The organism is Ruminococcus flavefaciens ATCC 19208 (genome assembly GCF_000518765.1).
GTDB lineage: Bacteria > Bacillota > Clostridia > Oscillospirales > Ruminococcaceae > Ruminococcus > Ruminococcus flavefaciens.
This window is the reverse complement of the sequence record NZ_KI912490.1, coordinates 379,056-403,118: the sequence shown is the minus strand read 5'-3', so window position 1 is coordinate 403,118 and position 24,063 is coordinate 379,056. Positions and strand designations below refer to the sequence as shown.

17 protein-coding genes are annotated in these 24,063 nt (G+C 41.3%); 9 read left to right on the top strand and 8 right to left on the bottom strand.

The genetic code is table 11. The features are described from left to right. Positions 1-268 precede the first annotated feature (268 nt). From L870_RS0111865 to L870_RS17530, 9 genes are all read left to right on the top strand, one after another. On the top strand, positions 269-775 hold the full coding sequence (locus tag L870_RS0111865; protein ID WP_037272067.1) for an HD domain-containing protein: 507 nt from the start codon (positions 269-271) through the stop codon (positions 773-775). Positions 776-800: 25 nt separating this feature from the next. After that, a complete protein-coding gene (locus L870_RS0111860; RefSeq protein ID WP_028518325.1) occupies positions 801-2,066 on the top strand; it encodes an O-acetylhomoserine aminocarboxypropyltransferase/cysteine synthase family protein in 1,266 nt (421 codons plus the stop codon). Between the two features lie 33 nt (positions 2,067-2,099). Further along, positions 2,100-2,630 (top strand): flavodoxin domain-containing protein, encoded by a 531-nt coding sequence (locus L870_RS0111855; RefSeq protein ID WP_028518324.1) that lies wholly within the window; start codon positions 2,100-2,102, stop codon positions 2,628-2,630. A gap of 546 nt (positions 2,631-3,176) precedes the next feature. Next, complete coding sequence (locus L870_RS0111845) at positions 3,177-4,667, top strand: oligosaccharide flippase family protein (protein WP_037272248.1); 1,491 nt, start codon at positions 3,177-3,179, stop codon at positions 4,665-4,667. Next, on the top strand, positions 4,664-6,379 hold the full coding sequence (locus tag L870_RS0111840; protein WP_028518322.1) for a thiamine pyrophosphate-binding protein: 1,716 nt from the start codon (positions 4,664-4,666) through the stop codon (positions 6,377-6,379). Before L870_RS0111845 ends, L870_RS0111840 begins: the two co-directional genes overlap by 4 nt. Before the next feature lie 14 nt (positions 6,380-6,393). After that, entirely contained in the window at positions 6,394-7,323 is a 930-nt protein-coding gene (locus tag L870_RS0111835; RefSeq protein WP_028518321.1) for a hypothetical protein, read from the top strand. A gap of 13 nt (positions 7,324-7,336) precedes the next feature. Then, positions 7,337-8,176, top strand: coding sequence for an SDR family oxidoreductase (locus L870_RS0111830; RefSeq protein ID WP_037272064.1), 840 nt, complete (start codon positions 7,337-7,339; stop codon positions 8,174-8,176). Between the two features lie 122 nt (positions 8,177-8,298). Then, positions 8,299-9,525, top strand: a complete 1,227-nt coding sequence (gene cps2T, locus L870_RS0111825; RefSeq protein ID WP_155250196.1) for a beta 1-4 rhamnosyltransferase Cps2T — start codon at positions 8,299-8,301, stop codon at positions 9,523-9,525. A 2-nt stretch (positions 9,526-9,527) separates the two neighbouring features. After that, positions 9,528-10,457 carry a glycosyltransferase family 2 protein gene (locus L870_RS17530; RefSeq protein ID WP_051411540.1) on the top strand — a complete coding sequence of 310 codons (930 nt, stop codon included), beginning with the start codon at positions 9,528-9,530 and terminating at the stop codon, positions 10,455-10,457. 70 nt (positions 10,458-10,527) lie between these two features. Here the strand turns inward: L870_RS17530 and L870_RS0111815 are convergent, their stop codons facing one another. The 8 genes from L870_RS0111815 to rpoB form a co-directional block, all read right to left on the bottom strand. Next, complete coding sequence (locus L870_RS0111815; RefSeq protein WP_028518318.1) at positions 10,528-11,601, bottom strand: polysaccharide pyruvyl transferase family protein; 1,074 nt, start codon at positions 11,599-11,601, stop codon at positions 10,528-10,530. Next, positions 11,598-12,704, bottom strand: coding sequence for a glycosyltransferase family protein (locus tag L870_RS0111810; RefSeq protein WP_028518317.1), 1,107 nt, complete (start codon positions 12,702-12,704; stop codon positions 11,598-11,600). The genes L870_RS0111815 and L870_RS0111810 overlap by 4 nt, the downstream gene beginning before the upstream one ends. Before the next feature lie 71 nt (positions 12,705-12,775). Further along, the gene (locus tag L870_RS0111805) at positions 12,776-13,756 is read right to left on the bottom strand and encodes a glycosyltransferase (protein WP_028518316.1); all 981 of its coding nucleotides are present in this window, start codon (positions 13,754-13,756) and stop codon (positions 12,776-12,778) included. Further along, positions 13,740-13,919: a glycosyltransferase gene (locus L870_RS0111800; RefSeq protein ID WP_028518315.1), complete on the bottom strand. Its 180-nt coding sequence runs from the start codon at positions 13,917-13,919 to the stop codon at positions 13,740-13,742. The genes L870_RS0111805 and L870_RS0111800 overlap by 17 nt, the downstream gene beginning before the upstream one ends. Positions 13,920-14,253: 334 nt before the next feature. Then, positions 14,254-15,393, bottom strand: a complete 1,140-nt coding sequence (locus L870_RS17525; RefSeq protein ID WP_051411539.1) for a glycoside hydrolase family 10-like protein — start codon at positions 15,391-15,393, stop codon at positions 14,254-14,256. A 46-nt stretch (positions 15,394-15,439) separates the two neighbouring features. Beyond that, positions 15,440-15,907 (bottom strand): GNAT family N-acetyltransferase, encoded by a 468-nt coding sequence (locus L870_RS0111790; RefSeq protein WP_028518314.1) that lies wholly within the window; start codon positions 15,905-15,907, stop codon positions 15,440-15,442. A 162-nt stretch (positions 15,908-16,069) separates the two neighbouring features. After that, positions 16,070-19,792, bottom strand: coding sequence for a DNA-directed RNA polymerase subunit beta' (gene rpoC, locus L870_RS0111785; RefSeq protein WP_028518313.1), 3,723 nt, complete (start codon positions 19,790-19,792; stop codon positions 16,070-16,072). A gap of 80 nt (positions 19,793-19,872) precedes the next feature. Continuing rightward, positions 19,873-23,802, bottom strand: coding sequence for a DNA-directed RNA polymerase subunit beta (rpoB, locus tag L870_RS0111780; protein WP_028518312.1), 3,930 nt, complete (start codon positions 23,800-23,802; stop codon positions 19,873-19,875). Between the last annotated feature and the right edge of the window lie 261 nt (positions 23,803-24,063).

Here is a 24,063-nt window from a genome sequence, read left to right as displayed (position 1 = left end):
CACTATGTTACAGATTTTGCAATACTTTATTGCAGTGAATTTATAAATTCGTCTGTTTTTAGATTTATAACACGGCCGACTACAGACTCTTTGTATATTTTATACAATATATATACATTTTATTTTCTGTTTTGTCCCAGAATGGTTTAACCAATTATTTTTTTAAACGTTTAATTTACATTTCTTATTGATTTTTCGTATAATTTATTGTATAATATTCATATTGGAGCTTTTGCTTCTGATATTCTTTAACAAGGAGGACTATCCTATGCTGAAAGCTATATGTTCCTCTAAAGAACTCACTGATAACAGCTATTATGACTGTGTAAGCGATATAATCGACTGTGAGCAGCTCCGCGAGTTAAAAAATATCACACACCATGTCTCTACAACACGTTTTCAGCACTGTGTCAACGTATCCTATTATTGTTACATTGTTTGCAGGAAATTCAGGCTCAACGCCCGTTCTGCCGCAAGAGCAGGACTTCTCCACGATCTTTTCTATTATGACCGCAAGGAGTACAACTCTACAAAGCAGAAATGGCAGGCTTCTCACAGCAGGCATCATTCATTGCAGGCTTATTCCAACGCATCAGAGCTCACCGAGATCACTTCTCTCGAAAAGGACATGATCGAAAAGCATATGTGGCCTCTGACAAGACCAAAGCCAAGCTATAAAGAGACATACATAATAACTATCATCGACAAATATTGTGCTGTCCTTGAATTCTGTGTACCAAATGTACAAAGAATAATACGCAGGAAAGTGCGATAACTATATTTCAGGAGGTATCCCTACAATGAAGATCGAAACCAAATGCCTGCATGCAGGCTACACCCCGAAGAATACTGAGCCAAGAGTTGTTCCTATAGTTCAGAGCACAACTTATGTCTATGACTCAACAGACGATGTTGCCGCTGTATTCGATGACCCTACAAAGAGCCTTATCTATTCACGTTTTGAAAACCCCACAGTTATGGCTGTCGAGGAAAAAATAAACGCCCTCGAAGGCGGCGTAGGTGCTATGTGTACCTCAAGCGGTCAGGCTGCATCACTGCTCTCTCTGCTCAACATCTTAAAGGCAGGCGACAGCTTTATTTCAGCAGCTACTATCTACGGAGGAACTGTAAATCTCTTTGCATATACCCTCAAAAAGCTTGGCATCGAGTGCATTTTTGTTGACGCAGATGCTCCCGAGGACGAGATAAGAGCTGCTTTCAAGCCTAACACAAAGGCTGTATTCGGCGAAACTCTCGCAAATCCTGCTCTTGCAGTATTCGATATCGAAAAGTTTGCAAAGATAGCTCACGAAAACAACGTTCCTCTTATTATCGACAACACCTTCCCTACTCCTATCCTTTGCAGACCTTTTGAGCACGGCGCTGACATTATCGTTCACTCAACTACAAAGTACATGGACGGCCATGCTGTACAGGGCGGCGGTGTTATCGTAGATTCAGGCAATTTCGACTGGACTAACGGCAAGTTCCCTGAGTTCACAGAACCTGATGAGAGCTACCACGGCACTATCTATACAAAGGCTTACGGAAAGGCTGCATACATCATTAAAGCAAGAATGCAGCTCATGAGAGATTTCGGCTGCTATCCTTCAGCTCAGTCCGCATTCTACCTCAATCTCGGACTTGAAACTCTTCCTATCCGTATGAAGCAGTATTGCGAGAACGCTCTTACAGTTGCTCAGTTCCTTGAGAGCAATGATAAGGTGGAATCCGTTAATTACCCTGCACTCAAGAGCAACAAGTACTATGATCTCGCTCAGAAATATCTCCCTGACGGTACAAGCGGAGTTATCTCATTTGTTATAAAGGGCGGCAGAAATACCGCAGTTAAATTTATGGACTCACTTAAGCTTGCTTCAAATGAAGTTCATGTTGCCGATATCCGTACCTGTGTACTTCACCCTGCAAGTGCTACACACCGTCAGCTCACCGACGAACAGCTTGTTGCCTGCGGCATAAACGGCGGTCTTATCAGACTTTCCGTAGGCCTTGAAAACGTTGAGGATATCCTCGATGACCTCAAGCAGGCTTTTGCAGCTATCTGAGGCTCTTTGTGAGTTTTCTTAAAAGGAGTTTATATGAAAACACTGATTATTTATTCATCACAGACCGGATTTACCGAAAGATACGCAGAATGGATCGCTGATGAACTCAAAGCAGAAATGATATCCATAAAGAAAGCGATAAAAAAAGAAGACTCTTATTTCAAAGATTATGACGCTATTATATATGGCGGCTGGGTATCTGTTGAAAAGATAAACCGTGCCGATTGGTTCACAAACAGGATAGAAGGCTGGAAAGACAAGAAATTAGCTATTTTTGGTGTTGGCGCAAGCCCTGCATTTTATTCGGGCGTTGATAAGCTGCTGGACAGGGCCCTCACCGATGAACAGAAAAAGTACGCAAAGGCTTTTTATTGTCAGGGCGGACTTGATTATGAAAAAATGTCACTGGGTTCAAAAATGCTTATGAAAACCTTTTCAGCTATGCTGAAAGGCAAGAAAACAAAAGACGAGGACGAAAAAGCTATGATCGAAGCTATTTCGGAATCCCATGATTTTTCAAATCCAAAATATATCGAACCAATAGTTGCTTATATGAAAAAATAAGATCAGCTCCTTCGTTAATCCGGAGGAGCTTTTTCATTCTTCTTAACTCATATTCAAAACATACATAAAAGCATATCCTTTATTGTAAGATTTCACGATTTTTTTCCAAATTGTCATTTTTTCCCTTGCTGAAACGATTATATATATGAAAGCAATGTACAGTATAATTATTCTCATGCTCGGTATCAGGTAAAGCCTGAAAGCTGTATATTATAAATTTTGCTGCTTTTTTCATTTTTCTCTTTAAATATGTGTATTAACACAAGAAAGCGGGCGTTTTCTCGGACAGAAGAAACGCCTGCTTTCTTTTTATAAGTATTACAAACAACAAATACAATCCCATATTCCGACATGTTTTCAATCAGCAGATGAAATACAAAAAATAAAAAATTATAACTGACAAAAGCGTTGTATAATATTAATTTTAGTGTTATAATGTAATTAATGTATTAAATTAGTCCGATCGGTTCAGCTGTGATCGGAAATATTACAATAAAAACAGGGAGAATTCAAAATAGCTTACTGATTCTTTGAATGATTGATAATATGGATAAGAAAAAAAGATTAGTTATAAATGCCTTTGTAGGCTTTTTCAGTCAGTTGATTACAATAGTATTTGGTTTATGTATACCGAGAATAGTCCTTGTGAATTATGGTTCTGATACTAACGGACTTATCAGCACTATTTCACAGGTTTTTACATATCTTGCATTATTGGAAGCAGGTATAAGTTCGGCGGCAAGAAATATGCTTTACAAACCTGTTTCCACTGATGATAAAGAAAAAATATCATATTGGATGTCGGTAGCAAAAAGGTATTACAGAAAAATATCTGTTTATTATCTTTTTTGCGTCTGCATATTTGCGATCGTAATGCCATTTTTGCTAAAGACCGAAATCTCATTCGGTACTGTATTCTTTTATATAATATTTGAGGGACTTACAAGTGTAATATCATTCTATTTTATTAATACATGGACCTGCTTTTTAAATGCAAAAGGCGAAATATATGTAGTAAATATCATAAATATGATCTCGATTATTTTATGTTATGCTGTAAAGATCATACTCATACTGTCAGGGATCAATATTGCATTTATCCAGATAGGAATTTTCTTCGTTTCACTTATAAAACTATTTATATATAAAGTTTATTTAGGAAAGAAATATCAATGGATCAGATATGATGCAGCTCCCGATACCGCAACACTGCCTGATAGAACTGCCTATGTGATTTCCGAGATCACATGGACTGTTTTTTCGGCTACCGATATGTTAGTTCTGTCTATTTTTCTGTCCACTGCAGCATCAAGTGTCTATTCAGTGTATAATATGGTATTTATAGCGTTAAGCGGCTTATTGAATGCAGTTTATCAGGCAACATTTTATAATCTTGGTATTGCATACCATGAAAGTATTGAAAAGTATAAAAAAATGCACGATACCTTCAATAGCTTTTTTATGGCAAGTATAACTGTATTGATATCCGTAGCATACATTATGATAATACCGTTTGTAAAGCTATATACAAAGGACATATCCGATATTAATTATTTTCACAGATATTTACCCATATGCTTCAGTCTGATACAGCTGCTGACATGGTCGAGATATATCGGCGGAAACCTCATTGGAGTTGCAGGACGTCAGAAGCCTGCACTAAAGATCAATATAATCGAAGCAGCGGTAAACTTAGTATTATCTGTTATCCTTGTAAATATATTCGGAATAACAGGAGTAATAATAGCAACTATATGTGCATTGCCGATCAAAATAATTTATTGCAATTATATTTCTGACATCATTATAATGAAAAGAAAGCCATTTAAAACTATATCTGTTTTAGGGATCAATTATTTAATATTCGGTACTGTCGTGTTTTTTAAAGATATGATCGACCTTGATATTAACAGCTATCTTGTATTTTTTGAATATGGTGCTCTTATTACTGTCATAATTGCTGTAGGTGTATTCTTTATAAATTGTCTGGTAAACAGAGATATGTTCAAAACATTAAGAAAGGTTATAAAGAAATGAATATTAATAACACCATAGAAAAGAATACTCTTATCTTAATATCATTATTGAAACAGCATAATATCAGATACGTTATTGCATCACCCGGCGGAACTAATGTCACCTTTGTTGCTTCAGTCCAGAATGACCCGTTTTTTACAGTCTATTCTGCTGTTGATGAAAGAGCAGCAGCATATATGGCATGTGGCCTGTCAGAAGAAACAGGTGAAGCAGTAGTATTATCATGTACAGGTGCGACATCATCAAGAAATTATGTTTCAGGACTGACCGAAGCCTATAAAAAGCATTTGCCTATCCTTGCAGTAACTGCATCGCAGCATCTCGGAAATACATATCAGTTTTCTCCGCAGCAGCTTGACCGTTCTGTTCAGAGTGAAAATGTTGTGAAGCTGAGTGTGCAGGTTCCGACTGTAGTATCTGCAAATGATGAAGAAAGTACAATTACAAATATTAATAATGCAATACTTGAGCTGTGGCATAATAACAAAGGACCTGTTCACCTTAATATGGTAACTCTTTTCAGCAATGATTTTTCGGTTAAGACATTGCCGCAATATCGCGTTATTAATCGGATTCTTGTCAATGACGTTTTTCCCTCAATACCTTCAGATATTAAAATATGTGTCTTTGTCGGGGCTCACTCTGTCTTTGACAAAAAAACAGAGGACGCAATTGAAGCATTCTGCGAAATACATAATGCAATTGTTATATGTGATCAGACAAGCAATTACCGTGGTAAGCACCGCGTTCTTGCAAATCTTCTGAACGATCAGGAAAAAGAGTTCAGTTCAAAGAGATTTGATCTGGTCATTCATATCGGATATATCTCAGGTGCATATATTATTTTTGATGCCCGCGAAATCTGGCGTGTTAATCCTGACGGAATAATTCGGGATACATACAGAAAAATGACTTATGTATTTGAAATGGAAGAATACGATTTCTTTTCACACTATTCAAAAGGAAAGAAACTCAACGATTCTCTGCTCAATGATTGTCAAATGCAAAGAAATGCTTTAGCCGAAAAAATTCCTGAGCTGCCTTTTTCAAACCTTTGGATCGCAAGTCAGACTGCTTCTCTTTTCCCTGATAATTCTGTACTGCATCTGGGAATACTGAACACCCTCAGATCTTATAATTACTTTGAAACAAACAGCACTGTAAGCTGTTACAGCAATACGGGCGGTTTTGGTATAGACGGCTGTGTATCATCTCTTATCGGTGCAGCTCTGGTCAATCCCGAAAAAGAATACTATGGAATAGTAGGCGATCTGGCATTTTTCTATGATCAGAACTCTGTATTGGCAAATATCCCGTCAAATGTTCATATCATGGTCATCAATAACGGAATGGGAGCAGAGTTCAAGACATATAATCACAGATGCGTTTTCTTTGGCGAAGATGCAAATGATTTTATAGCTGCGCAAGGACATAATGGCTGCAAATCCGTAAGCCTGCTGAAAAACTATGCTTCAAATTCAGGTATACGTTATCTGACTGCAAGTTCAAAGGAAGAATACCGCAGTATCTGTGAAGAGTGGCTGTCTCATTCAGATACCCCCGTAATACTTGAGGTATTTACTTCGGACAAAGATGAATGTGAAGCTCTGCGTCTTGTCAAAACCATTGCAGCTGTTAAACATAGCCGACTTAAACAAATTATCAAGCGTTCCGTTCTTTTTAAGATCATGCGCAGTATAATCAAGAAATAGGGAGAAATATTAATATGATGACAATGGAATACTATATCTCTTCTTTTCTTGACGAACTGCTCAAAAGAGATATAAAACGAATCGTATGTACAAACAGCGTTGCCGATTCAAAATTCATTTCTATAGCTGAAGAACGTGATTTTCTTATATATAAGTATGAAGATGCACGATCTGTCGGATACATAGCCACAGGAATGAGTGCCGAAGCTTCGGAAGCAGTGGTCATATGCACAAACGGCGACAACGAATACAGAAGCTTTATGCCTGCAATGACAGAAGCATATTATCGTAACCTGCCCGTTATCGCTGTTACAATTACTTCAGATATCGCACTTGATTCAGATACCGAGTTCAACGATACTTCATACAAAAAAGCTCGTATCACCTGCTTTGATGACAATGAAGAGTTTCACAGAAAAGCTGATTCGATACTTGATATAAAAAAGGCTGCTCATATTGATTTTGACCTGAGGAAAGACTGCGAATTCATTTCGGATAAGATAGTGACTACAAAAACAGAATGTCCCAAAACGGTATGCAACGATATTATTCTCAGTCTATCCAAAGCAATTGATAAAGAATGTGCTGTTTTTATAGATCCCGAAATTTATCTTCCCGCTGATCTGCTTCCAGATGCCGTAATAATATGCGGCAGTGCAGGCGGACATGAAGGTCGTCTGGCATATGTTCTGGGGGCATCTTTAGCTAAGAAGAGAAAAAAATACATCGGTATAGTGACTGAGAAAAGTGCATTGCATGATATCAATACTCTTGGCAACCGTGAAATGAATAACAGAGTAGTATATATTATTTTGGCGGAAAAGAATGAAAAAATGTTTCGGATGCTTGCTGAGGATCTGAACTTTTCCGTAAGAACAATTGATGATATAGAAAGAATTACAGAAGAAAGTGACCGACCTGTTATGTATATATTGAAGCAATGATGGGGTGTAATTGATGTTAGGAAAAGTAAAACGAAAAATCAGGAAAGCTGTCAGCAAATGCGCTAAAACCGAATACGTAACCGTTCCTGTTTCTCAGGGAGATATACTTAAAGGCAAAACTGTACTGATCACAGGCGGCGGAAGCGGTATAGGCCTCTCAATTGCAAAAGCCTGTGCTGCCAATAAAGCAAATGTAATAATCTGCGGCAGAACAATGTCAAAATTAGAAGAAGCACGTACAGCCATAGGCGGTAATACCGAAGCATTTAATCTTGATATCAGTGATTCAGATAAGATGCGTGATGGCTTTGAGTCAATAATTAATAATACTAAATTCGGAAAAATTGATATTCTTATAAATAATGCGGGAATATCCAAAGGTGAACCGTTTCCGAATACAAACGCTGATGATCTTAAGGAAGTGATAAAGACCAATGTTATCGGAACTTATACGCTTTCTGAGGTATTTGCGAAATACCTTATTTCCAATCATATATGCGGAAATATATTGAATATTGCATCAGTATCAGGAAACAGACCTGCGATCTCGCCATATATGGTCTCAAAGTGGAGTGAAATGGGCTTTACCAAAGGCTTCGCAAAATCGCTGATAAAACATGGCATCGTTGTAAACTGTATTGCCCCAGGTCCTACGGCTTCAGGGATGCTGCTGGAAAAATCAGGCGGTGATCTGTCATACGATAAGTCGCCGTCAGGACGGTATGTTACGGCTGAAGAGATCGCAAATCTTGCAGTATTTTTAACGAGCAGCATGGGGCGAATGATCGTGGGTGAAACAATTTATATCACAGGCGGCTGCGGAACTTTAACATTTGATGATATTGAATATTAACGATGTGATATTCAATTACTCTGAATACATACCTTATAAATCATCATTCTGTATATTATGTAAGAACCGTTTCTGTATCAAATACAGAATAAAAACGAACAAAATCGTAAAGGAGAAATATAGTGAAAAAACAATATGTTTTTCTTTTGGGAGCAAAATCTCTCGGAGCCTATGGCGGATATGAAACGTTTATTGACAGGCTGACCGAATATCATCAAAACAACAGCAGTCTTGTCTATTATGTAGCCTGCAAGGCTAACGGTGAAGGAAGTATACAGCCTTCGGAAATGGAAGGTGCAAAACAGATATCGAACAATTTGTTTACTTATCATAATGCACTATGCTTCAGGATAAATGTTCCTGAAAAGCTTGGCTCTGCAAAGGCAGTTTACTATGATATAACTGCACTGAAAAAAACAATAAATATCATAAAACAAAAAAAGATCAGGAATGCAATTGTTTACATAATGGCATGCCGCATAGGTCCGTTCATAGCCCCCTATTGCAGAAAGCTTCACTCTCTCGGTGCAAGGCTGTATATCAATCCCGACGGTCACGAATGGAAGAGGGCAAAATGGAGCGCTCCTGTACGCCGCTATTGGAAACTCTCCGAAAGATTAATGGTCAAACACGCTGATCTTGTTATCTGCGATTCAACAAATATCGAATCGTATATACATAAAAACTATGACAGACACTGTGCAGGAGGCAGATCTCCCAAAACAGTTTATATCGCATACGGAGCAGATACCTCTCATTCATCACCCGAAACTGAAAAACGAGTCAGTGAATGGCTGAAGGAAAAGGATATTGAAGCTGAAGGGTATTATCTGATAGTCGGACGATTTGTCCCTGAAAACAACTACGAGATCATGCTGCGCGAATTCATGGCATCTCATACAAAAAAAGCTCTTGTTGTGATAACAAATCAAAACAACAGCTTTTATGAAGAGCTTGAAACCAAGCTTCACTTTTCATCTGACAAAAGAATACATTTTGTCGGAACAGTATATGACAAGGAGCTTCTCAAAGGAATAAGAGAAAATGCATATGCTTATCTTCACGGACATGAGGTCGGCGGAACAAATCCAAGCCTGCTTGAAGCTCTTGCAAGTACACGGCTCAATCTTTTGCTCGGAGTAAGCTTCAACCGAGAAGTCGGAAAGAATGCAGCTTTATATTGGTCAAAGAAAAGCGGTTCACTGTCATCATTGATCGACAGGGCAGATGTTTTGCCACAGTCAATACTTGACGAATTCGGTAAAAAGTCAACGTCACGTATTGAAAACAATTACAGCTGGAAATACATTTGCGACAGATATGCTGCTGTTTTTACGGAAGGAATATAACAATGGTGTGTGATAAAAAAATTGCTGTCATTCTGGCTGTATATAACGGAGGAGAGTACCTTAAACAACAGCTGGAATCTTTACTTGCGCAGACTTCAGGTGACTGGAAATGCTTTATTCATGATGATGGTTCGACCGACGGCTCATTGGAGCAGATAGATGATTATGTCAAGCGTTTCCCTGACAAATTTGCAGTTGTTGAAGGCGCTCCCAGCGGCAGTGCCTGTAAGAATTTCTGCTTTCTGTTTGATGCAGTTGAAGCAGAATACTATATGTGCTGTGATCAGGACGATGTATGGTTACCTGAAAAGGTATCTCATTCTCTGCATTGTATGAAGAAAATCGAAACTGACAAAAGTATTCCCTGTCTTGTATATACAGATCAGAAGATAGTCGATGAAAAACTTAATGTTCTATCAGAAAGCTCAGACATTTATCAGCGGCTTCATTGCCGTGACAAGCGGCTCTCCCATCTTCTGGCACATAATGTAGTCACAGGCTGCACTATGATGGTAAACAGAGCACTGAGGGATAAATTTATCCTATCAAAGAGTACCGATAAAATGGTCATGCATGATTGGTGGGCGACACTTATTGCAGCTTCTTTCGGAAAAATGTACTTTATAAGTAAGCCGACCATACTTTACAGACAGCATTCTTCAAATACACTTGGCGCAAATAAAATGTGTGCCAATATGGTCTGGAACAGAATAAACGGCAAGGGAAGAGAATTTGTACGTCACTCACTCTATGTAAGCTGGGTGCAGGCTGCTGAATTTGCCCGTATCTACAAGCTTAAAAAGAATTCCCTTATTGCAGTTTACGGCTCGCTTAAAGATAAAAACAAAATCGGAAGATTAAAGATCTATATGAAATACGGTATCCACAAAAGCTCGTGGATCAGAACTGCGGGTATGTACGTTCTGGGGTGATCTGATTCGACCATTCAATTCATATAATATAATAACGCTCAGGAGCATATTTCTCCTGAGCGTTGTTCTTTTATTCCAAAGTGCTGTCAAGAAAACTTTTCGATTCGTTTATATTGAGTTTAAGTGCTGTATTATCAGACTTTGAAAAATCAAATACCTGTACTCCGCATATATTCGTTATACTGTCATCATTCAGTCTTATTCTGCCAAGCAATGTTCCGACTCTCGAATCAGTTATATCTCCTGCACAGTAGATCTTTTTCTCAAACAGCAATGAAAATGCCGTTCCGTGGAATGAATCAGTGATTACCAAAGCTGAATTTTTGATCAGGTACAGATATTCACAAGGTCCTACATTATATAGTTGTTTTCCTTTTATAGCTTGTTTTGTTCCTGTTGGATGAACAATTATTACAGGCAATTTCATTTCTTCCGAGATACATTCTGCTTTTTTTACAGCATCTGAACTGAAGTTCAGAGCGTATATCAGGATATAGCTTCCTGCCTGAGGACGAACCCGTGACCCGCCAGCCAGCTCAGACCAGAACTGCTTATCATTTAAGAATACAGGATCCAGAACAACACTGGTTTCCTTATCAGACAGCTGCTTTATCTCATTTATGCAGCTATTTTCTCTCAAAGAAATACGATAAAAGCCTTCAAGATTTTCCTTTATGCATTTTTTCTGATACTCTGTCAGTTTCTTTTTACCTAAACTTGCTGCATATGCAATCTTTTTTATGCTTTTATCAAGCCACGGAAGATAATAAACATCTGTTTCACCTGTAAGCGCATCGTTCCATACCTGATCACTTCCTATAATTACGGCATCGGGACTGTATTCTTCAAAAGCTTTTCTATCACCTTTTATTGTTGTGCCCATTCTTTTATTTGCAAAGTTTTTGAACGCCAAAGCCTGAGGCAAACGTGCTGCAAGGATCATTAGTGTACGTTTGCATAATATTTTTATGCCTAAGGGCTTCTGAAACGGATTCAAACTATAAGGATCCTTTAGCTCCTTTGTCCTCAGGTCAGCAAAAACAACAGAGTGACCTTTGTGTTCGATATAGCTTTTTAAAGAATAAGCCTGAAGAACAGCTCCAAAGTTGTATACATTATGGAAAGTGACAATCACACATTTCATTTTAAATGCTTCCTCCGAAAATATGTATAAACAGAATATACCTTTAACAGACAACCTGACATATAGTCCGAGTATGATCTGTGAGCAGGAAAAACACTATATCGTTTTTTATCAGATCTCAACAGTTTAACAATAGCATCATTTTCTATTAAACGATCAGGCCCGTATTCTTTCTTTTTCCTGAAAGAGTTTATCTTTTCTCTGAGCCCTGATTCATCAAGCAATAATGCCGAAAGATCATTTTTATTTTCGGCAGCTGTACCGTTTCCTTTTTGTTTTACCATTGCCGCGATATTTCCGCTCAATTGATTTGTCAGTATATAGCAGTTTGCCGAATATGACTCATAAAAAGTAAAACTGTATGTTTCAGGCCATAGCGACCATAATACAGCACAATCTATTTTATTCTCCCTGAGTGCTGTGATCATCGCATTGATATCCTTTTTAAAATCAATATCACATTTTTGTACAAAATCTATTTTTTCATTGCAGCTTCCCATTTGATAATACAAATAGTTGCATCCTGCTTCATGTGATCTCTTAACAGCTTCTTTCCATTCTGCCCAGCCTTTATGCGGAGCCTGATATCCGACATACGCTATCCTCAGCGGTTCACTGTCACTGACAGGACTCATATTAGCTTTATATTCACCGCTCAGGATCTGATGAAGAATAACTGTGGTATGAAAACTCTTTTCAGGATATGCTTCTCTCCAGTTTTCAAGCGCTGACTGTGACGGAAAAATAAATAATGTCCTGTTTGAGATCTTTTTTATAAATACTGAAATATGCCTTGCGCGCTTGATAGTTGTTTCACTCAGACAACTGCAGCCGAGACATTTTTGCTCATTCGGGAATGAAACTCCGCAGAAATCATGGTAATCTCTCAGTAATCCCGATGAAGGACAAATAGTATAAAAATCATGAAGATACATATATATACGCGCATCAGTCGCTTTCAGTATCTTATACAGTTCATTCAGCGAAGTATTATTCAGATGATGAATTATAATGCCTGACAAAACTAAACCTTTTCCCTGAAGTTTATTTATCAGCTCCAGAATTTTGACAGTGTTTGTCATAGCATAATACTTACCGTCCATCAGCACGCCCCACATTTTATCAGAGTGGATTCTTTTTCCCAATATATCCGGTTTAGGGTAAATGTAAAGCATTAATTTGATTGTTTAATCATGCGTAAATTGTCTTGTATCTCCAGCATATTTGTTTTACAATTCTCGCAACAAATCGTTTTACATTTTTTTCTTAATAATTTATACAGTTTAACTTTTAAAAACATAGGAGTTGTTAAAAATAGCAACGCTTTACGAATCACTTTATAATTTCGATATTTCAACTCGCAAAGCTTACTTATATTTTTTTTATTTGCATACTCAACCGCGATTTGCTTATAACAATTATTAAAGTCATTTTTTAACATTAGCTTCCATTTTTCGGATTTACTAGTTGAAACACCATCGCCATATTCATAATAAATAAATAATCTTTTATAATAGCAAATATTCTTATCCTCAATAAGCATATAGGCAATTGTTGTGTTATCCTCAACATACTTACATACATCCAATATTTTCTCTAAATACATCTTAAATACCATATGCTCTCTAAGAAGTGCTGCACCTAAAATATAATTTCCCATAAAAAAAATAGTCTTTTTAAAAGCATTTGATTTATTGTTATATACATCAGGATATGGGGGATTATTTTGCACCTCATGGAACTTAATATTTTGATTATTCTCAACACTATAATACACAGCGTCACCAAAAACTAAATCAGCATTACACTGTTTTGCATAATTCACAAAATCATGCAAAGTCATGTCATCATACAAATAATCTCCAGGCGAAGTACAATACACATATTTTCCAGAAGAAGACATTAATGCATTGTAAATATTGCGTACAGTGCCAACGTTTGTATTATTTTTAATCAATTTATAATCTTTAAATTGTTTTTCAATGAAATACGCTTCTATTTGTGTAAAATAATCACATTCAGAGCCATCATCAGTAATAATGATTTCAAAATTGCAAGATCGTTGTCGCATAATCATATAAAGAGTATTTAAAATTTTATTCAAATCGGGATAATAAGTAGCTACCAGTACCGATACCTCATAAGTAAACTCCATATATACCTCCATGCCATGAATATTTTATTAATGTATTATCATTAGAGCTGTCATCAAAAAGCAGTATCTCATCGACTTTATGTGTCTGATCAAGTATGCTTTTAATTTGTTCCTTGATATACTTTTCTCCGTTATATGTACATATCACAACCGAATATTTCATCTTAATCCTCCATAATATTGCAATTAATCGCGGATACTGCTTGTAATACAAGCTATTGAGCCGAGCCTTTGCATACAAAATATTATCAGATATAGGCATATACTTCCTTTTGGAATCCGCCGTCAGACAAACTATTATATCTTTTCGATCTTACCTTTAATTATACCATTAAAACATTTTAAAATCAATATTCTTCTTTGATAAAATACATTGTACCCTGCAAAAAGTAATTATAACATCTTAATGCACGGAAAAAACAAAAGCTCGGAAACGACTATACACAGTCGTTCCCGAGCCTGCAAAATATCAGGGCATATAAACCACACCTCTGCCATCAATAATACAGCGCGTAGCCGTCAGCAGTTGAATTTTTCACTTCCATTATCTGTTTTCGTATAATATCAGGATCGTTTATCCACTCAAGCTCCCCTGCATCTCCTGCCCACTTGTCCTCTCTTCCAAGCTTATAGGCGGCAAGTCCGATAATAAGCGAAACTTTGCTGTCGTCCACCAGCTCCTCCCACTGTTTCAGAGTCGGCAGAAAGGGACTGTTCTCATTCTCAAAGCCGAAATAAATCTGCGGAACTATATAATCACAGTAGCCCTCTTCACTGCCCCAGCGTCTTACATCAGCGTACTGTGAATTATAATCCGCATCAATGTTCCCCTGCGGACTTATACCGAAAACCAGTCTTTCGTCCTTTCCCTTGACCGTATCATATATGGCTCTCACAAAGCGGTTCACATTTTCAATACGCCACTGCGCAAGATCGGTACTGCCGCTTTCTTCAAAGGCTTCACGGTCGAACTCAGGGTCAGTTGTGGGATAGAAATAGTCGTCGATATGTACCCCGTCAACGTCGTAATTCCTCAGTATTTCGCTTACAGAGCTTTCTATAAGCCCGACAGTCTCGGGATAAGCAGGGTCAAGATACCAGCGCCCGTTTACATTTTTCACATATGGCTCTCCTGCGTTTATCCACTTCTTAATTAAAAAACTGTCAGGGACTCTCTCCATCTGCTCTGCTGTCTGAAGCCGCAGTGGATTTATCCATGCATGGACTGATATGCCGCGTTTGTGAGCTTCTTCAAGAATTATTTCCAATGGGTCATAGTCACCGTCAAGGTACGCTCCTTTCGGGAAAAGCTCCGACATATAATAAGCATCGCCGTTAGGTCTGACATGAAAATACACCGTGTTCACGCTGTCTGCTGCTGCGTCCTCCATTATCTGCGACACACTTTTACGGAAGCTTTCCTCGCTTTTCCCTTGCATATAATCAGGGAAGCATACATACGGCAGCCACATTCCCACCTGCTCCCTGTAATTCAGCGGCTCAAATGCTGTATCTTCTGTTACAGGAGCTTTTGATTCGCTGCACTCTGTTTCGCTATGCTCATTTTTAACAATTGCCGAGCAGCCTGCTGACATAAGAAAAGCAGCTGCACAGGCAGCTGCAAAAAATTTCTTCATACATCTCACCTCACTGCATTATATGCAGTGATAGGACATGATATGCTCAATTTTTTTCGTAACCTATAATGGTCATTCTCTCATTTATCGGCTCTGTATCACCTGTCTGATGATATCCCATTTTCTCGTAAAGATAGCAGTTCCATGTCTCCTGCAAAATGGTATCAAGAGCCCAGTTATCCCTGCCGTGAAGCTCCTCAACAGCAATAATAGTCTTCTGAGCATAGCCCTTACCGCGGAATTCCTTCATAATAAACACAGGTGAGATACGCTTGCGGCTTCCGTCCTTCATATCGACAACTCTTATCGCACCCACAGTATTTTCGCCGTCCATGATGAAGTAATAATAAGTAAACGGCTGTTTCAGACGTTCCTCGACTCTGCTCACAGGCTCATTTGCAGGACTTGTTTCGTAGTCACGGTACTTTTCCAGCAGCTCCGAAAAGGCTTCCACCTGCATTTCCCAGAGATTCTCGCAATCGGATAGTTCAGCACGTTTCAGAATAATATTCATAGTATGTTCTCCAGTAAAATAATTTGTAGGGGACAAAGTCCTCGGCGTCCCGCAAATAATTATTCAACGGGCTGTTAGCTGCGCCAGCCCCTGCCTCAACTCTCAATTCTCAACTCTAAACTAAGAAAAGCTCCCGAAGAATACTCCTCGGGAGCTTTATGCTTATATCTGATTTGCAATAGGAGCTGCTGTATTGTGCTCGCCGTAGCCTTCGTTCTTAACGACTTCAACGTTTCTGTAGCACTCCATACCTGTACCTGCTGGTATGAGCTTACCGATGATAACGTTCTCCTTGAGTCCCAGGAGTCGGTCGCTCTTACCTCTGATAGCAGCATCTGTGAGAGCCTTTGTAGTCTCCTGGAATGAAGCTGCTGACATGAAGCTGTCTGAATTTGAAGAAGCCTTTGTGATACCCTGAAGAACAGGACTTGTCTTGACAAGCTGTACATCGTACTCGCCTGCGTCGATACGAGCCTGAAGCTCTTCATTGATAACGTCGATCTCCTTGCTGTCAACAAGAGTACCCGGAAGCAGATAGCTGCTGCCTGTTTCCTCTACCTTGATCTTGCGGAGCATCTGACGAACGATAACTTCGATATGCTTATCGTTGATATCAACACCCTGTAAACGGTAACCCTTCTGAACTTCATTGATGATGTAGTTCTGAACAGCCTGTGTTCCGAGGATATTAAGGATATCAGCAGGGTAGATATTACCTTCGGTAAGTCTTGTACCCTTTTCTATAGACTCGCCTTCCTGAACTCTGATCTTGAGGTTGTATGGGATCATATAGCTCTCAGACTCGCCTGTCTCGTCATTTGAAACGATGATATTTCTTGTAGTCTTGATCTCTTCGATGTGTATCTTACCTGAGATCCTTGAAAGGATAGCAGCACCCTTAGGACGTCTGCTCTCGAAAAGTTCTTCAACTCGAGGAAGACCCTGTGTGATATCTTCAGCATCGGCAGAAGCAACACCACCGGTATGGAAGGTTCTCATGGTAAGCTGTGTACCTGGCTCACCGATAGACTGAGCAGCGATAACACCAACGGCTTCACCGACTGAAACGATATTGTTGAATGCAAGGTTTGCACCATAGCACTTAGCACATACGCCTGTTCTTGACTTACAGGTGAGGACTGAACGTATCTTTATCCTCTCAACGCCAGAGTCAATGATCTTCTTAGCATCTGCGTCATTGATGAGCTTGTTGCGTGATACGATAAGCTCGCCTGTCTCGTCGCGGAGATCCTCAGCAAGGAATCTTCCAACAAGACGCTCATCAAACGGTTCAACGACTTCGTTGCCGTTCTTGATCTCGAATACCTCGATACCTTCTGTAGTTCCGCAGTCCTCTTCACGAATGATAACGTCCTGAGATACATCAACAAGACGACGTGTAAGGTAACCTGAGTCAGCGGTACGGAGAGCGGTATCAGCAAGACCCTTTCTCGCGCCTCGGGATGCGATAAAGTACTCCAAGATGTTAAGACCTTCACGGTAGTTAGCTCTGATCGGGATCTCGATAACGCCGCCTGATGTATTAGCGATAAGTCCACGCATACCTGCAAGCTGACGGATCTGTGAGATAGAACCACGGGCACCCGAGTCAGCCATCATCCAGATAGGATTGTAGCGGTCGAAGTTAGCCTTCAGAGCAGCAGTAACCTTGTCGTTTGTCTCAGTCCAGAGAGCAATTACCTTCTTGGACTTCTCCTGTGCGGAGATATAACCGTACTCGTACTCGCTTGTGATCTCAGCGACCTCTGCATCTGCCTCAGCAAGAATGGTTTTCTTCTGCGGCGGGATAGAAGCGTCACAAACAGCAACAGTAAGAGCTGCTCTTGTTGAGTACTTGTAACCGAGAGCCTTGATACGGTCAAGAACTTCGGAAGTAGTTGTTGTTCCGTGTATCTTTATGCAGCGTTCGATGATATCGGAGAGCTGCTTTTTACCAACGAGGAATGCTACCTCAAGGTCGAACTGCTTGTCAGAATTTGTTCTGTCAACATAGCCGAGGTTCTGAGGAATATTCTCATTGAAGATAAGTCTGCCGACTGTAGCGTCGATGATCTTTGATACCTTCTTGTCACCGATATCCTTTGTGATCTTTACCTTGATATTAGCGTGAAGGGATACATCATGCTCATTGTAAGCCATAAGAGCTTCGTTAACATCGCGGAATACCTTGCCCTCGCCCGGCTCACCCGGCTTATCCATTGTAAGATAGTATGAACCGAGTACCATATCCTGTGAAGGAACGGCAACAGGCTTACCGTCAGAAGGCTTGAGCAGGTTGTTAGCAGCAAGCATGAGGAAACGAGCCTCAGCCTGAGCCTCTGCTGAAAGCGGAAGATGTACAGCCATCTGGTCGCCGTCGAAGTCAGCGTTGAACGCAGAACATACAAGCGGGTGGAGCTTGATAGCACGACCCTCAACGAGGATAGGCTCGAATGCCTGGATACCGAGACGGTGAAGCGTGGGCGCACGGTTGAGCATTACAGGATGATCCTTGATAACGTCCTCAAGTGCGTCCCAAACCTTATTGTCAGCGCGCTCGATAAGCTTTCTTGCGCTCTTTATATTAGCGATAGCCTTTTTGTCAACAAGTCTCTTCAGTACGAAAGGCTTGAAGAGCTCGAGAGCCATTTCCTTAGGAAGACCGCACTGATACATTTTCAGCTCAGGTCCTACGACGATAACAGAACGTCCCGAGTAGTCAACACGCTTACCGAGAAGGTTCTGACGGAAACGTCCCTGCTTACCTTTAAGCATATCTGAAAGTGACTTGAGGGCACGGTTGCTTGGACCTGTAACAGGTCTGCCGTGTCTGCCGTTGTCGATAAGAGCATCAACAGCTTCCTGAAGCATACGCTTTTCGTTTCTTACGATAATGTCAGGAGCATCGAGCTCGAGCATTCTCTTAAGACGGTTGTTTCTGTTGATAACTCTTCTGTAGAGGTCATTAAGGTCTGATGTAGCGTATCTGCCGCCGTCCAGCATGATCATAGGACGGATATCAGGCGGGATAACAGGAACAACGCTGAGTATCATCCACTCAGGCTTGTTTCCCGAAAGGCGGAATGCCTCGATTATCTGTAATCTCTTGAGGAGCTTTACCTTCTTCTGACCGCTTGGGAGTCCCACAAGCTCAGCCTTCAGATCATCTGCAACGATCTCGAGATTGTTTCTCCAGTCGATTTCCTCCAGCTCTCTGAACTTCTGGCACTCTTCGCACTCACACTCTGTAGGCTTGTTGAAGCACTCGATCTTCTTGCCGCCGAGAGAGACCTTACCCATTTCGATAAGTCTCTGCTTGTGAGTGTCGTATCTTGCAGGGTCATACTCATTGAGGAGCTTTCTGATAGCCTCTGCACCCATTTCAGCCTTGAAGTCATCTCCGTACTTTTCGAGGTATGAGAGATATTCCTTCTCTGAGAGGAGCTGCTTCTTTATAAGCTCTGTATTACCGGGATCGGTAACGATATATTTTGTGAAGTAGAGAACTTCTTCAAGTCTCTTCTGAGATACCTCAAGCACCTGTCCTATTCTTGAAGGAGTGCCCTTGAAGTACCAGATATGAGAAACAGGAGCAGCCAGCTCGATGTGGCCCATTCTCTCTCTTCTTACTCTTGCTCTTGTGACCTCAACGCCGCAGCGGTCACAGATCTTGCCCTTAAAGCGTATCTTCTTGAACTTTCCGCAGTGACACTCCCAGTCTTTTGTAGGTCCGAATATCCTTTCACAGAAAAGACCGTCACGCTCAGGCTTCTGAGTTCTGTAATTTATAGTTTCAGGTCTCTCAACTGCACCATAAGACCAGCTTCTGATCTGTTCGGGCGAAGCAAGACCGATCTTTATTGATTCAAAAGTTGTAAATTCCATGCTACCTCCTGCAAATTTACATCGGTACGCGATAAGCGGCATACATCAGCCGCGCCGCGTATTATATTTTCGGATTTATATTAGTCCTCATCGGAAGGATCGTCGATGTCGAAGCTGTCGAAAAGATCTCCTTCCTCTTCATCGTCGCCGAAATTGAAGTCATCTTCGTCCTCGCCTTCGTCGAAGCTGAACTCATCGTCCTTATCAACGCTGTCGAAGTCGTCATCAAGATCACCGTTCTCGTCATCTTCAAAGCCGAATCCTGCGTCCTCCATATCGCTGTCTGAATAGCTTGTGCTGTCAGCAGTATCCTCATCTGAGAATGACTCGCGTGAAGGCATCGGATCGTCGTCGTCGAAGTTCTGCTTGAGGTCGATCTCTTCCTGATTGATGTCGAGTACCTTGACATCGAGACAGAGAGACTGCATTTCCTTGATAAGTACCTTGAATGACTCAGGGATACCCGGAGTAGGAACATTCTGACCCTTTACGATAGCCTCGTATGTGTTTACACGGCCGATGGTATCATCAGACTTGACAGTAAGGATCTCCTGGAGAGTATAAGCAGCACCGTAAGCTTCGAGTGCCCAAACTTCCATTTCTCCGAAACGCTGTCCGCCGAACTGAGCTTTACCGCCCAGAGGCTGCTGTGTAACCAGTGCATACGGACCGACTGAACGTGCGTGGATCTTATCATCAACGAGGTGGTGGAGCTTGAGGTAGTACATATAGCCCACAGTTACGCGGTTATCGAACTTTTCACCTGTACGTCCGTCATAGAGTGTGAATTTACAATCCTCAGTAAATTCAAGAGCATTAGGATTAATTACCTTATCCATAGCCTTGAGCTCGAACATATCGTCCTTGTGCTCCTGAGCGTGTTCATTAGCCATCTTGAAGCACTCACGGATATCATCTTCGTGTGCGCCGTCGAATACAGGAGTCATGATGTGCCAGCCCAGAGCCTTACAAGCCATACCCAGGTGGACTTCAAGTACCTGTCCGATATTCATTCGTGAAGGAACGCCGAGAGGATTGAGCACGATGTCGAGAGGTGTACCATCTGGAAGGAATGGCATATCCTCCTCAGGGAGTATACGTGAAACGACACCCTTGTTACCGTGACGGCCGGCCATCTTATCGCCGACTGTGATCTTACGCTTCTGAGCGATATAACATACAACACGCATATTTACGCCTGCTGAAAGCTCGTCGCAGTTATCACGTGTAAATACCTTAACGTCAACGATAACGCCTGATTCACCGTGAGGTACTTTAAGTGAATTGTCGCGGACTTCTCTTGCCTTCTCACCGAAGATAGCACGGAGGAGTCTTTCCTCGGCTGTAAGCTCAGTCTCACCCTTAGGTGTTACCTTGCCGACGAGGATATCGCCTGAATTTACTTCCGAACCGATGCGAATGATACCGTTCTCGTCCAGGTTTGCAAGAGCATCGTCACCAACGTTGGGGATATCTCTTGTGATCTCTTCAGGTCCGAGCTTTGTGTCACGGCACTCGATCTCGTATTCTTCTATATGAACTGATGTGAATACATCTTCTCTTACAAGTCTCTCGTTAAGGAGAACAGCGTCCTCGTAGTTGTAACCTTCCCAAGTCATGAAGCCGATGAGAGCATTCTTACCGAGTGAGATCTCTCCGTCAGCTGTAGCAGGACCGTCTGCAAGCACCTGTCCCTTCTTGACCTCCTCGCCTGCTGTGACGATAGGTCTCTGATTTACGCAGGTACCCTGGTTTGAACGCTTGAACTTGATGAGCTCATACTTGTGCTCAACACCGTCTGTATCGACCATAGTGATCTTGTCAGCGTCAACGTAGGTTACCTTGCCGTCATAATCGGATACAATGCATACGCCCGAGTCAACAGCCGCCTTGTATTCCATACCTGTACCAACGAAAGGACGCTCTGTCTTGAGGAGCGGAACAGCCTGACGCTGCATATTTGAACCCATGAGGGCACGGTTAGCGTCATCGTTTTCGAGGAACGGGATCATAGATGTAGCAACAGATACGACCATCTTAGGAGAAACGTCCATATAATCAACGTTTTCTCTCGGACACTCAAGGATCTGCTCACGGTAACGTGCATTAACACGTGGTCTTGCAAGCTTTCCGTCCTCTGTGAGAGGCTCGTTTGCCTGAGCAACAACGAAGTTATCCTCCATATCGGCAGTCATATAAACTACCTCCTTGGTAACAACGCCTGTAGCCTTGTCAACCTTTCTGTAAGGAGCTTCGATAAAGCCGTATTCGTTTATTCTTGCGAAAGTAGCCAGATAGGAGATAAGTCCGATGTTAGGACCTTCAGGAGTCTCGATAGGACACATTCTTCCGTAGTGGCTGTAGTGAACGTCACGTACCTCAAATCCGGCACGGTCTCTTGAAAGACCACCCGGTCCGAGTGCTGAAAGACGTCTCTTATGAGTAAGCTCGGCAAGAGGATTGTTCTGATCCATGAACTGTGAAAGCGGTGAAGAACAGAAGAATTCCTTCATAGCCGAAGAAATAGGTCTTATGTTGATAAGAGTCTGCGGAGTAAGGGTATTAACGTCCTGAGTCTGGAGGTTCATTCTCTCACGGATGCCGCGCTCCATTCTTGTATAACCGATGCGGAACTGGTTCTGGAGAAGCTCGCCGACGCTGCGGATACGTCTGTTTCCGAGGTGGTCGATATCGTCAACAGTACCAACGCCCTCACAAAGGTTGAGGAAGTAGCTGATAGAAGCCTTGATATCGTCAAGAGTGATATACTTAGGAGAAAGCTCGTCTGCCTTCTTCTTGATAGTCTCCTCAAGCTCGTCAGCATCAGCGGCATTGTCGATGATGTCCTTGAGGACATTGAAGGAAACCTTCTCATTGATGCCGTACTTCTCAGCATCAAAGTCAACATAGCCCTTGATGTCTACCATGCCGTTGCCGATGACCTTAACAGTCTTTTCAACCATGCGGATAGAAGTCTCTCCGCGGTCGTCGGTGTAGTATTCCTTAGCTTCAACAGTTACGAATGCACTGTATACACCAGCCTGCTCGATCTCGCAAGCCTTGTCGTAGGTAAGAGTCTCGCCTGCGTCTGCAAGGATCTCACCTGTCATCTCGTTGATGATAGGCTCAGCAAGAGTTCTGCCCGAAAGTCTTGAAGCTATGCCAAGCTTCTTGTTGTACTTATATCTACCGAAACGGCAGAGGTCATATCTCTTAGCCTCGAAGAAGAGGTTATTGAGGTGGCTTACCGCACTCTCTACTGTAGGAGGCTCGCCGGGACGGAGCTTCTTGTATACGTCGATAAGGGCATCAGAGCGGTTCTTTGTCTGATCCTTCTGAAGGATAGTCTGTCTGAGGCGCTCGTCATCGCCGAATATCTCGAATATCTCTTCATCTGTACCCTCTTCGCCGAGAGCTCTGATGAATGTAGTGAGCGGTATTTTTCTGTTTTTATCTATACGGACGTAAACAACGTCGTTTGAATCCTGTTCATACTCCAGCCACGCACCGCGGTTAGGGATTATCTGTGAGCTGAAGAGGTCCTTACCTGTCTTGTCCTTTGTGAAGGAGTAGTAAACACCCGGTGAACGGACGAGCTGTGATACGATAACACGCTCGGCACCGTTTATAACGAAGGTACCGCTGTCGGTCATAAGGGGGAAGTCACCCATATATATCTCGCTTTCGCTGACAGCACCCGTTTCCTTGTTTGCAAGTGTAGCGGTAGCTCTCATAGCGACCTGATAGGTAGCTCCTCTTGATTTACATTCTGCGAGAGAATACTTGGGAGTGTCGTCAAATCTGTAGTCCTTGAAGTTGAGGACAAGATTGCCGTTATAGTCGGTGATAGCGGTCATCTCGCGGAATACCTCGCGCAGACCCTCTTCCTTGAACCACTTATACGAGTTCTTCTGTACCTCGATAAGGTTCGGCATCTCCAGAGGCTCGGTAATCTTACCGAAGCTCATTCTGACATTCTTTCCCAGCTGCTTAGGTGTAACATTCACCATAGGCGGAACCTCCTTGTATTTTTTTACCGCCGCTCCGCAGCACACAGTGCAGAAGCGACAGAAATTATTGTTGGTTATCGTATCCTATGAAAAATTTTTCCCAAAACTATTGACAAGCCTGTGCAATATGTGCTATAATATCTTGCAAAATAGCGAGACTATTCCATATTGATACATTATTACATTATAATACAAGTTCTGCCCCATGTCAAGGGGCTGTGGAAAGATTTATCAAAACCACCTGTTTTTGAATAAAACGGG

Coding starts and splice junctions, on each gene's coding strand:
- L870_RS0111865 (WP_037272067.1), top strand. CDS start 269: ATGCTGAAAGCTATATGTTCCTCTAAAGAACTCACTGATAACAGCTAT.
- L870_RS0111860 (WP_028518325.1), top strand. CDS start 801: ATGAAGATCGAAACCAAATGCCTGCATGCAGGCTACACCCCGAAGAAT.
- L870_RS0111855 (WP_028518324.1), top strand. CDS start 2,100: ATGAAAACACTGATTATTTATTCATCACAGACCGGATTTACCGAAAGA.
- L870_RS0111845 (WP_037272248.1), top strand. CDS start 3,177: ATGGATAAGAAAAAAAGATTAGTTATAAATGCCTTTGTAGGCTTTTTC.
- L870_RS0111840 (WP_028518322.1), top strand. CDS start 4,664: ATGAATATTAATAACACCATAGAAAAGAATACTCTTATCTTAATATCA.
- L870_RS0111835 (WP_028518321.1), top strand. CDS start 6,394: ATGATGACAATGGAATACTATATCTCTTCTTTTCTTGACGAACTGCTC.
- L870_RS0111830 (WP_037272064.1), top strand. CDS start 7,337: ATGTTAGGAAAAGTAAAACGAAAAATCAGGAAAGCTGTCAGCAAATGC.
- L870_RS17530 (WP_051411540.1), top strand. CDS start 9,528: ATGGTGTGTGATAAAAAAATTGCTGTCATTCTGGCTGTATATAACGGA.
- L870_RS0111815 (WP_028518318.1), bottom strand. CDS start 11,601: ATGAAATGTGTGATTGTCACTTTCCATAATGTATACAACTTTGGAGCT.
- L870_RS0111810 (WP_028518317.1), bottom strand. CDS start 12,704: ATGGACGGTAAGTATTATGCTATGACAAACACTGTCAAAATTCTGGAG.
- L870_RS0111805 (WP_028518316.1), bottom strand. CDS start 13,756: ATGGAGTTTACTTATGAGGTATCGGTACTGGTAGCTACTTATTATCCC.
- L870_RS0111800 (WP_028518315.1), bottom strand. CDS start 13,919: ATGAAATATTCGGTTGTGATATGTACATATAACGGAGAAAAGTATATC.
- L870_RS17525 (WP_051411539.1), bottom strand. CDS start 15,393: ATGAAGAAATTTTTTGCAGCTGCCTGTGCAGCTGCTTTTCTTATGTCA.
- L870_RS0111790 (WP_028518314.1), bottom strand. CDS start 15,907: ATGAATATTATTCTGAAACGTGCTGAACTATCCGATTGCGAGAATCTC.
- rpoC (WP_028518313.1), bottom strand. CDS start 19,792: ATGGAATTTACAACTTTTGAATCAATAAAGATCGGTCTTGCTTCGCCC.
- rpoB (WP_028518312.1), bottom strand. CDS start 23,802: ATGGTGAATGTTACACCTAAGCAGCTGGGAAAGAATGTCAGAATGAGC.